Source organism: Laribacter hongkongensis DSM 14985 (assembly GCF_000423285.1).
GTDB classification, from domain to species: domain Bacteria; phylum Pseudomonadota; class Gammaproteobacteria; order Burkholderiales; family Aquaspirillaceae; genus Laribacter; species Laribacter hongkongensis.
In genome coordinates this window covers 1-9,644 of record NZ_AUHR01000027.1, presented here as the reverse complement: position 1 = coordinate 9,644, position 9,644 = coordinate 1, and the positions used below count along the sequence as shown (strand labels likewise).

Sequence of the window (9,644 nt, the reverse complement as noted above, 5' to 3'; positions counted from 1 at the left end):
CGTGGAAGACCACCACGTTGATAGGTCGGGTGTGGAAGCGCAGTAATGCGTTAAGCTAACCGATACTAATTACCCGTGAGGCTTGATCCTATAAGTTGAAGCATTCAGTGAATGCGACGATCGATCTGACCTGTCACTTCTTTGACCGTTTGATGAGGCGGCGTGTTGCGAAAGCAGCACGACGGCTCGACAGTTTATGCCTGGTGGCCATAGCGAGTGGGTCCCACCCCTTCCCATCCCGAACAGGACCGTGAAACCACTTAGCGCCGATGATAGTACGGATACCCGTGCGAAAGTAGGACACCGCCAGGCTCCCCATCAAGGCCCCCAGCACACGTTGGGGGCCTTTGCTTTTGGTTTGCTACCTCAAAACCTAAAGGGGAATGAGCGTCCTGTGTGGTCTGTCCCGCTCCCCGTGGATACTAACTTCAGGTGGATAATCGCTACCAAGGAGTAGTGTCCATTCCGGAATCCCTCAAGCGCGAAGCGGTTGAGCAGGTGCTTGCCATGACATGTTGCCCAAGTCTTCGATATTACCGAGTCACTGCTGGGCAAGTGGAAACGTCAGTTCCAAGATGCCGGACCTGATGTTTTCCCAGGTCGAGGCAAACAGAGCGGCGAAGCCGCCGGGCTGAAACGACTGCGTGACGAACTGGCTCGCGTCACCATGGAGCGCGATATCCTAAAAAAGGCGCTCGCCATCTTCTCGCAACCTACGAAGTGAGATTTCGCGCGATTCAGGCACTCTCGGGCCGCAGCCCGGTAGTGCCGACGTGCCAACTGTTTCGCGTGTCCCGCAGTGGCTACTACGCATGGCTACACCGCACTCCTTCGGCGCGAGAGATGGCAAACCGACAACTACTGCGCGAAATCCGGCTGGTTCATGCCGAGGTCAATGGTATCTACGGCCATCGCGCATTCATGCCGAACTTCTCGCCCATGGCTTCGCTTGCGGGCGGCATTGCAGCGCGGGCTTGATGCAGCGAAACGGTATTCGGGTCAGAACCCGTAAACGTTGGCGACCCGTGAGTGGTGGCCAACATCTTCGCCGCATACGACTGCCGAAACCAGACGCTGCGCCTTTGGGCATCGCGCCATAGTACGCTGAAGGATCGTTGGAGTTGACTCTGTCTTCACATGGCCGCACTAGGTGCCGGAAAAGAATAAAAAAGTCGTCAACAGGTAATCTGTTGACGGCTTTTTTATTGTGAATCAATAGGATTGATTATTCCGCGATCATCGTCAGTTTCATTTTCTTGAGAGCTTTCACCTCAATCTGACGAATGCGCTCAGCCGAAACTCCGAATTCGGCTGCCAAGTCGTGTAGAGTCAGGCCACCATCATCAGCCAGCCACCGTGCTTCGATAATGCGGCGGCTACGGGGATCAAGAGCCTGTAATGCCTGCTCGATACCCTCCCGTTGCAAGCGTTCGTAAGCCTGCATTTCCAGCTGTTTGGTTGGTTCCGAGCGTGTGTCAGCCAGCCAGTCGATCGGAGCAAATCCCTCTTCTTCGTTGTCCTCTGCCAGAAGGGAAATGTCCTGACCGGACATGCGCGTTTCCATTTCGCGCACCTCTTCCGGCTTGACGCCGAGATCATCGGCGATCTGGCGTGCCTCCGTGTCGCTCAGGGCAGAAAACCCCTGCTTCATCGAACGCAGGTTGAAGAACAGCTTGCGCTGTGGCTTGGTTGTGGCCACGCGCACCAAGCGCCAGTTGCGCAGGATGAATTCGTGGATTTCGGCCTTGATCCAGTGGATGGCGAACGAGAACAAACGCACTCCCCGTTCGGGTTCGAAGCGTTTGACAGCCTTCATCAGGCCGATGTTGCCTTCCTGGATCAGGTCGGCCTGTGGCAGACCGTAACCTGCATAACCGCGGGCGATGGATACCACGACCCGCAGGTGTGACATGACAAGCTGGCGGGCAGCTTCCACATCGTTGTCTTGTTGCAGCCGTCTGGCCAATGCCTGTTCTTCATCCTGCGACAGCATCGGGATACTGTTTACCGCCGCGATGTATTGGTCAAGGCTGCCGTTGGCCGACGGGACCGGAAGGTTCATCGTGACATTCATGGAATAACAATCCTCCTCGCGCTGGATTTTAGCACTCGGCCTGGTTGAGTGATAAATCCATCCTAGTGCATTTTGTGGCGAATTTTGTCCAATGCATCAAGGCATTGCCGCCATCTCGACTATCGGTGGTTGAATGCAGTGTGAGTGGCAGGTCTTAGGCGGTGCTTAATCCTGTCCTGCACGTCAGCGTGGGGCCAGTTGCCGCAAATGGTGGCTGGCAGCCAGCCTGGCGCCGAGCATGCACAGCAGCGCACTGCACAGGACCAGGATGCCGCCCTCGGCCAGTCCCAGTGGCGCCAGTGTTGTCCGGGCGCCGTACAGGGTCGCCAGTTCGGCCAGTGCCGGGCTGGCGGCCTGCACGAACCAGTACGACAGGCCCCAGGCGATCAGGGCGGCAAAGACGCCTTGCCACAGTGCGTGATACAGGAAAGGTCGTCGGATAAAGTCGTCAGTCGCGCCGATCAGTTTCGAGACTTCGATTTCATCGCGTCGTGCCAGTACCTGGAGGCGGATCGTATTGTGCGTGACCAGGATCAGTGCCAGTGCCAGTGCCGCGCCGAGTGACCAGAGCCCGTGTCGGGCAAAGCGCAGCAGGGCGTCCAGCTTGGTGGCCCAGGCTGCATCGAACTGGGTGATTTCCACCAGCGGCAGTCCGGACAGTTCGCGTTGCAGGCTGTCCAGCGCCCGTGCCGGCTGGGCCTTGGGCGTCACGATGAAGGCGTCCGGCAGCGGATTGCCTTCCAGCCCGTCCTGCAAGCCGTCGAGCTGGTGACGGGCCAGAAGATCCTTGAGGGCGAGATCACGCGGAACAAACGTTACCTTGTCGACACCCGGATGTTGTTTCAGGGCGGTTTCCACTGCCCGCAGGTCAGTGGTATCAGCCCCGGTCTCCATGAACAGGGTGATTTCCGGTGTGGCCGCCAGTTGCTGCGTCCAGTCGGCCAGCCCCTTCACGCTCAGGTACAGGGCCAGCGGCATCGACAGGGCTACCGCCAGCAGCAACAGGGTCAGGAACGACCCCAGCGGTTGCCGGATGAATCCCGCCAGTGCGCGGCGGGCCGATTGCCAGTGCAGGAAAAGAAGATGTTTCATGCGGCAAATTGTCCGTTGGAAAGACGCAGGATTCGCGAGGCGTAGTCAGCCATCAGCGATTCGTCGTGAGCGGAAATGACCACGGTGACACCGACCTGGTGAAACGACTTGAACAGCTCCATGATGTCGAGAGCGTAGGCGCGGTCGAGGTTGGCCGACGGTTCGTCTGCCAGCAGGATGGCCGGCCGGTGCACGACGGCACGGGCAATGCACAGCCGCTGCTGCTCGCCGCCGGACAGGCGGATGGGCAAGGCCTTTTCCTTGCTGGCCAGCCCGACCTTTTCCAGTGCCGCATGGGCGCGCCGCGCCGCCTCGCGCCGGTCAAAGCCGATGATTTCCAGCGGCAGCATGACGTTGTCGAACACGCTGCGGTCGTACAGCACCTTGTGGTCCTGGAACACGATGCCGATATGCTGACGCACGTACGGCAACTGCGATGCCCGGATCTTGCTGAGATTCTGGCCGTTGACCGTCACGTTGCCGCTGGTGGCGCGCTCGATGCCGGCAATCAGCTTGAGCAGCGTCGATTTGCCCGCGCCCGAGTGACCGGCCAGAAACACCATTTCGCCGCGCTCGACGTGAAAGCTCAGATGGCGGATGGCATCGATACCGCCCGGATAGCGTTTGGTCACCTGATCAAACCGGATCATGCTGTCTCTCCCTCAGGCTGCCGGTGGCATTAGTCGAACAGGGCGTCCACGTACTCGCGTGCCGAGAACGGCCGCAGGTCGTCCAGTGTTTCACCGACACCGACAAAGTACATCGGTACCGGCCGTTCGCGGGCGATGGCGGCGATCACGCCACCCTTGGCCGTGCCGTCCAGCTTGGTCAGGATCAGGCCGGTCAGTCCCAGCGCATCATCGAATGCCTTGACCTGTGCCAGCGCGTTCTGCCCGGTGTTGGCATCCAGCACCAGCAGGATTTCGTGCGGGGCCTGCGGCAGCGCCTTGCTGATGACGCGCTTGACCTTGCGGATTTCCTCCATCAGGTGCAGCTGGGTCGGCAGTCGCCCGGCGGTATCGGCCAGCACGATGTCGATCTTGCGTGCCTGTGCGGCCTGGACGGCATCAAAGCACACCGCTGCCGCATCACCGCCCTGCTGGCTGATGACCGTCACTTGGTTGCGCGCCCCCCATTCGGCCAGCTGCTCGCGCGCAGCTGCGCGAAAGGTGTCGCCGGCAGCCAGCAGCACGCTTTTCCGGTGTCCCTGGAAATACTTGGCCAGTTTGCCGATGGAGGTGGTTTTGCCGGCTCCGTTGACGCCTGCCATCATGATGACCAGCGGACCGCTGCGATCCAGGTTCAGCGGTTTTTCTAAGGGACCGATCAGGTCCATCAGCGATTCTTTCAATGCATCTTTCAGCTGGCTGGCATCTTTCAGGCCCTTGAGACTGACGCGGCGGCGCACATCTTCCAGGAGATGCCGGGTGGCAGCGACGCCCATGTCGGAGGTCAGCAGGATGGTTTCCAGCTCGTCGTACAGGTCCTCGTCGATCTGGCCGCCGCCAAACAGGCCGGCCAGCTGCTTGCCGAGCTTGTCGCGGGTCTTGGAGAGGCCGGCCTTGAGGCGTTCGCTCCACGACTGCTTGCGCGGTGCAGCGGCTTCGCTGGCGACAGCCACGGGGACCGGAGAAGGTTCGACCGCTGCGACAGGCGCTGCCGGTTCGGGTTCAGGTTCCGGGATGGCCTGTGGTTCCGGCTCCACGGCGACCGCTGCTGCCTCCTCCTGCATGGCCGGAGTCGTTACGGGCAGTTCGGTGGCTGCCGGCTGGCTGATGGTGTTTTCGCTGCCGGCCGGCGCCTCGCTGGCCGGAGCAGGGGGAGCGGCTTCGTGGCCGGTTTGCGGATCGGGTTTGGATTTGCGTTTGAAAAAGCTGAACATAGACAGAATGAGTCCGGCCGGGTCGCGGCAACCCGGCGCAGGTTGATAGGAATGCCGCCGATTCTAGTCGTTTTGCGCGGAGAGAGCATGAAAGCGAAATGGATGGGCGCGATGGCTGCGCTGGCGATGGCCAGTGGCAGCCTGGCCGCCAGCGAACCGGTGACCGTTGAGGCAACACTGGAAAACGGCATGAAAGTGATCGTGAGGCCGGACCGGCGGGCGCCGGTGGCGGTGTCGCAGGTGTGGTACCGAGTGGGCGGTCTGGACGAGGTGGGCGTGCCCACCGGGCTGAGTCATGCCCTGGAGCACATGATGTTCAAGGGCACCACCACTGTGGCGGACGGAGAGTTTTCCCGCCGGGTGGCTGCGCTGGGCGGGCGCGAGAACGCATTTACCAGCAAGGACTACACCGCCTATTTCCAGCAGATCGGTGCCTCGCACCTGCCGGAAATGTTCCGGCTGGAAGCCGACCGCATGCAGAATCTCAAGGTAGACCCGCAGTCGCTGGCCCGTGAACTGGAGGTGATCCGCGAAGAGCGTCGCATGCGTACCGACGACAACCCGGGCGCGATGCTGATGGAGGCGATGGGCCGGCATGCGTTTGCCGGGCCGTCCGGCCAGCCGGTGATCGGCTGGGCCGATGACATTCCACGCATTGACGCGCCAGTCCTCAAGGACTGGTACCAGCGCTTTTATGCACCGAACAATGCCACGCTGGTCGTGGTCGGGGATGTTGATCCGCAAGCGGTGCTGAACGAAGCCCGTGCCACCTTCGGCCGTTTGCCGGCCCGCGTGGTGGCGCGCCCGCAGGCCGTGGCCGAACCGGACCTGCCACCGGGGCCGCAGCGTTTCGTGCTGGAGCGCCCCAGTGAACTGGGTTACGTGGCGCTGGGCTGGCGGGTGCCGCGACTGGCAAAAGCGGACGAGCCTGATCCGTACGCACTGGAAGTGCTAGCAGCTGTGCTGGACGGCGCTGCCGCTTCCCGCCTGCCGCGCGCCCTGGTGCGCGAGCAGCGGCTGGCTGACAGCGTGAGTGCGGATTACGACATGAACGGACGGGGCGAGCAGCTTTTTACCGTGGTGGCCGTGCCGGCTGCCGGGCAGACGCCTGCCGCGCTTGAGCAGGCGGTGCGCCGCCAGCTGCGGCGGATCGCCGACAAGGGTGTGGAGCCGGCCGAGCTGGCACGGGTCCGCCAGCAGTTGCGCGCCGGGCGGGTGTACGAACGCGATTCGATGTTTGCCCAGGCCATGTCGATGGGCGCTGCCGAGTCGCGCGGTCATTCCTGGCGGGACGAAGACGAGATTGACCGCCGGCTGGCAGCAGTCCGGTCAGAGGACCTGCAACGGGTGGTACGCCGCTATTTCACTGACGAGCGCCTGGTCGTGGGCGAACTCAAGCCCTTGCCGCTGACGCAGGCCCAGCGTCAGGCCAGCCAGGCTTCCATGAAGGAGAGCCCGCATGTCCGCTAACCGATTCCTGAGCTGGCTGTTGCTGGCAGGTGGTGCACTGATGGCCGGTGTGGCCGGTGCCCAGCCCATTGAGCGCTGGACGCAGCCGGACGGTGCGCGCGTGTTGTTCGTGCCGTCGCACCAGAATCCGATCATCGACATCCGGATTGATGTGGATGCCGGGTCGCGCCGGGAAGCGCCAGAGCGTCTGGGGGTGGCGGCGCTGACCAACCGGCTGCTGGCCAGTGGTACGCGCAAGCATGATGAAGAGGCTCTGTCGGCTGCATGGGCTGACCGGTCGATGCAGTATGGCGCTTCGGTGGACCAGGATCGTGCAGCCATCCGCCTGCGTCTGCTCTCGGATGCTGCTGACCGCAGGCAGGGCGTGGCGCTGCTGAATGAAGTGCTGACACAGCCGGTTTTTCCGGCGGCGGCACTGGCGCGGGCCAAGGCACAAACGGTGGCCGGCCTGCGGCAGGAGGAAACCAGCCCGCAGGCCGTGGCCTACCGGCAGTTCATCCAGGCCATTTATGGCCGGCATCCTTATGCCAACGAGGCGCGGCTGACGCCGGCTGCGGTGGAAGCCATCGGGCGCGAGGATGTGCGGGCGTTCTGGCAGCAGCACTACCGTCCCGGTTACATGAGCATTGCGATCGTGGGTGACCTGACCCGGCGTGAGGCGGCCGAGCTGGCGCAACGGCTGACCCGTGGGCTGCCGCGGACCGGTGCGCCGTTGCCCGAAGTGCCACCGGTGCCGCAGCCGGCCGCACAGCGTCTGAGCCAGCCGCATGTAGCCAGCCAGGCCAGTGTGGCGCTGGGCTTGCCGCTGCTGACGCGGGATGACCCGGACTATTACCCGCTGGTAGTGGGCAACTATGTGCTGGGCGGAGGCGGTTTTGATTCCCGGCTGATGACCGAATTGCGCAGCAAGCGTGGCCTGACTTACGGGGCGAGCAGCATGCTGGCGCCCTACACGGCACCGGGTGAATTCATGGTGTCGGTCAGTACGCGCAAGGCACAGGCAGACGAGGCGCGGCGAGTGGCGCGGGAGACGCTGGAGAAGTTTGTGGCCGATGGCCCGAGTGCGGCGGAACTTGAGCAGGCCAAGGCCAATATCATTGGTGGTTTTCCGCTGCGTTATGACAGTAACAAGAAATTGATCGAGTACGTAGCGGCCATCGGCTTTTATAATCTGCCGCTTACTTGGCTGGACGATTACCCTCGGGCCGTGGAGCAGGTGACGCCGGAGGCGGTGCGTGATGCCTACCGGCGCCGTGTCGGTCTCGATCATCTGGTTGAGGTGGTGGTGGGCGGCAGTAACGAACCTGACAGAAGCAAGGTCGATCGTGAGCAAGAACAGCAGTAATTCGTACCAGAACCGCGTGCGCATCATCGGGGGCGAATACCGGCGCCGGGTGCTGGAGTTTCCGGATCAGCCGGGCCTGCGCCCGACACCGGACCGGGTGCGGGAAACCGTATTCAACTGGCTGGGGCAGGATCTGACCGGCCAGTCGGTGCTGGATCTCTTTGCCGGCAGCGGAGCCATGGGATTCGAGGCGGCCAGCCGGCATGCCGCGCGCGTGGTCATGATCGAGAAAGCCCGCCCGGTAGCCCGGCAGTTGCAGGCCAACGCCAGCTTGCTGGGATGCGGGCGTATCCATGTGGTGGAGGCTGATGCGTTGCAGTGGCTGGCGCAGGTACGTGAATCATTCGACGTGATCGTGATGGATCCGCCGTTTGCGACCGATCTGCTGGCGCAGGCCTTGCCGCGTGTGGTCGCTTGCCTGGCGCCGCGGGGCGTGGTGTATGTCGAAGCGGAAACCTTGCCGGATCTGGCCGGCTGGGATGTCTGGCGGCAAGGGCGGGCAGGCAAGGTATCATTTGCCCTGCTGCGGCGGGCAGAAGCGCCTTGCGCAGCGTAAACGCGCCTGAGACAATGTTTTCTGTAAATAACCCGTTGAATCAAGAAAGATTTAGTTATGTCGCTGATGATTACCGACGAGTGCATCAACTGTGATGTGTGCGAGCCGGAGTGCCCGAATGGTGCGATTTCGCAGGGCGAAGAAATCTATGTGATTGATGCGAACCTCTGTACCCAGTGCGTCGGCCACTATGACGAGCCGCAGTGCCAGCAGGTCTGCCCGGTCGACTGTATTCCGCTGGACCCGGCTCATCCGGAAACGGAAGCCGAGCTGTACCAGAAGTTCCTGATCATCAGCGGCAAAGCCTGACCGGCAGCCAGGTCATGGCCTCTGGTGCCAAAGCCCCACTGTTGCAAGGTGGGGCTTTGTGTTGGCGGGTTTTACGAAAAACCAAAAAAAATGCCTTGAGGTGTTGACGGGGTTTTCGGGTATCGATATAGTTCGGGCTCTCTCACGGAGGGGTTCCCGAGCGGTCAAAGGGAGCAGACTGTAAATCTGCCGGCTCAGCCTTCGAAGGTTCGAATCCTTCCCCCTCCACCAGAATTCAATTTGGCGGCGTGAGGGATCACGAGCGGCTGGCGGGTGTAGCTCAATGGTAGAGCAGAAGCCTTCCAAGCTTATGACGAGGGTTCGATTCCCTTCACCCGCTCCAAGTTCAGGCCCATGTAGCTCAGGGGTAGAGCACTCCCTTGGTAAGGGAGAGGTCGGCAGTTCAATTCTGCCCATGGGCACCATCTATATTCTCAACGTTTTTCTGGCGGAAATTCATCATGGCTAAAGAGAAGTTCGAACGGACTAAGCCGCACGTGAACGTCGGTACCATCGGCCACGTTGACCACGGCAAGACCACGCTGACTGCTGCGATCACCACCATTCTGTCGAAGAAATTCGGCGGCGAAGCCAAAGACTACGCAGCCATCGACAGCGCACCGGAAGAGCGTGCACGTGGCATTACCATCAACACCGCCCACGTTGAGTACGAAACCGAAGGCCGCCACTACGCACACGTCGACTGCCCGGGGCACGCCGACTACGTGAAGAACATGATTACCGGTGCTGCCCAGATGGACGGCGCCATCCTGGTGTGCTCGGCCGCTGACGGTCCGATGCCGCAAACCCGCGAACACATCCTGCTGGCCCGCCAGGTCGGTGTGCCGTACATCATCGTCTACCTGAACAAGGCCGACATGGTGGACGACGCCGAGCTGCTCGAGCTGGTGGAAAT

10 protein-coding genes, 3 tRNA genes and 2 rRNA genes are annotated in these 9,644 nt (G+C 61.8%); 11 read left to right on the top strand and 4 right to left on the bottom strand.

Translation table 11 applies throughout. The annotated features are described in order from the left end of the window. The 3 genes from G542_RS0113720 to G542_RS19525 all read left to right on the top strand — a co-directional run. Positions 1-90 (top strand): 23S ribosomal RNA (locus tag G542_RS0113720); the annotation flags it as partial. Between the two features lie 109 nt (positions 91-199). Beyond that, positions 200-312, top strand: a 5S ribosomal RNA gene (rrf, locus tag G542_RS0113715). Between the two features lie 531 nt (positions 313-843). Further along, the gene (locus tag G542_RS19525) at positions 844-978 is read left to right on the top strand and encodes a hypothetical protein (RefSeq protein ID WP_012695720.1); all 135 of its coding nucleotides are present in this window, start codon (positions 844-846) and stop codon (positions 976-978) included. A 247-nt stretch (positions 979-1,225) separates the two neighbouring features. On the opposite strand, the gene rpoH is transcribed toward G542_RS19525, so the two are convergent. The 4 genes from rpoH to ftsY all read right to left on the bottom strand — a co-directional run bounded on the left by rpoH (position 1,226) and on the right by ftsY (position 5,048). Continuing rightward, on the bottom strand, positions 1,226-2,074 hold the full coding sequence (gene rpoH / locus G542_RS0113710) for an RNA polymerase sigma factor RpoH (protein WP_012695721.1): 849 nt from the start codon (positions 2,072-2,074) through the stop codon (positions 1,226-1,228). A gap of 183 nt (positions 2,075-2,257) precedes the next feature. Next, positions 2,258-3,166 (bottom strand): permease-like cell division protein FtsX, encoded by a 909-nt coding sequence (gene ftsX / locus G542_RS0113705; RefSeq protein ID WP_012695722.1) that lies wholly within the window; start codon positions 3,164-3,166, stop codon positions 2,258-2,260. Then, on the bottom strand, positions 3,163-3,816 hold the full coding sequence (gene ftsE / locus G542_RS0113700; RefSeq protein ID WP_012695723.1) for a cell division ATP-binding protein FtsE: 654 nt from the start codon (positions 3,814-3,816) through the stop codon (positions 3,163-3,165). The genes ftsX and ftsE overlap by 4 nt, the downstream gene beginning before the upstream one ends. 29 nt (positions 3,817-3,845) lie before the next feature. After that, on the bottom strand, positions 3,846-5,048 hold the full coding sequence (gene ftsY / locus G542_RS0113695) for a signal recognition particle-docking protein FtsY (RefSeq protein WP_012695724.1): 1,203 nt from the start codon (positions 5,046-5,048) through the stop codon (positions 3,846-3,848). A gap of 87 nt (positions 5,049-5,135) precedes the next feature. Here ftsY and G542_RS0113690 point away from each other — a divergent pair, with 87 nt between their 5' ends. The 8 genes from G542_RS0113690 to G542_RS0113655 all read left to right on the top strand — a co-directional run. After that, positions 5,136-6,518, top strand: coding sequence for a M16 family metallopeptidase (locus tag G542_RS0113690; RefSeq protein ID WP_027824399.1), 1,383 nt, complete (start codon positions 5,136-5,138; stop codon positions 6,516-6,518). After that, entirely contained in the window at positions 6,508-7,863 is a 1,356-nt protein-coding gene (locus G542_RS0113685) for a M16 family metallopeptidase (RefSeq protein ID WP_027824398.1), read from the top strand. Before G542_RS0113690 ends, G542_RS0113685 begins: the two co-directional genes overlap by 11 nt. Further along, complete coding sequence (rsmD, locus tag G542_RS0113680) at positions 7,844-8,419, top strand: 16S rRNA (guanine(966)-N(2))-methyltransferase RsmD (protein WP_027824397.1); 576 nt, start codon at positions 7,844-7,846, stop codon at positions 8,417-8,419. Before G542_RS0113685 ends, rsmD begins: the two co-directional genes overlap by 20 nt. A gap of 57 nt (positions 8,420-8,476) precedes the next feature. After that, on the top strand, positions 8,477-8,728 hold the full coding sequence (locus G542_RS0113675) for a YfhL family 4Fe-4S dicluster ferredoxin (protein WP_012695728.1): 252 nt from the start codon (positions 8,477-8,479) through the stop codon (positions 8,726-8,728). 146 nt (positions 8,729-8,874) lie between these two features. Beyond that, positions 8,875-8,959: transfer RNA gene (locus G542_RS0113670), tRNA-Tyr, on the top strand. A 38-nt stretch (positions 8,960-8,997) separates the two neighbouring features. Continuing rightward, positions 8,998-9,071, top strand: a tRNA-Gly gene (locus G542_RS0113665). 7 nt (positions 9,072-9,078) lie between these two features. Then, positions 9,079-9,153 (top strand) — tRNA-Thr (locus G542_RS0113660). Positions 9,154-9,189: 36 nt separating this feature from the next. Further along, the coding region (locus G542_RS0113655; RefSeq protein WP_027824396.1) for a GTP-binding protein at positions 9,190-9,644 on the top strand (455 nt) is incomplete at its 3' end.